The organism is Streptococcus suis (genome assembly GCF_002960445.1).
Taxonomy (GTDB): Bacteria; Bacillota; Bacilli; order Lactobacillales; family Streptococcaceae; genus Streptococcus; species Streptococcus hyiners.
Window position 1 is genome coordinate 1 of record NZ_POJD01000168.1, and the last position, 267, is coordinate 267.

The window sequence follows — 267 nt, forward strand, 5'->3', positions numbered from 1 at the left end:
TCAACAAATGTAAAAAAGAGTCCACTTCGTTCACCGTATAGTCCTGCTCGCTTCCCTGCGATAGACACATTTTGACAAGGGCTTCCCGCAGTCCATAAATCTGCTTTTGGAAGTTGTGTTGGGTCAATGCTTGTGATGTCGTCATGAAACCATTCTCCTTTCGTGTCATACATTGCTTCATAAGATTTTCGTGCAAACTTATCCTTTTCACAGTAACCGATACATTTGAAACCAGCTAATTCCAAACCACGACGAAAACCACCCACT

1 protein-coding gene is annotated in these 267 nt (G+C 42.3%); it reads right to left on the minus strand.

Annotated features, from left to right (window positions below):
• Window positions 1-266, minus strand: a 266-nt coding sequence (locus C1G53_RS06905; RefSeq protein WP_238139118.1) for a DNA cytosine methyltransferase, incomplete at its 3' end; no start/stop codon positions are given.
• Window position 267 lies beyond the last annotated feature (1 nt).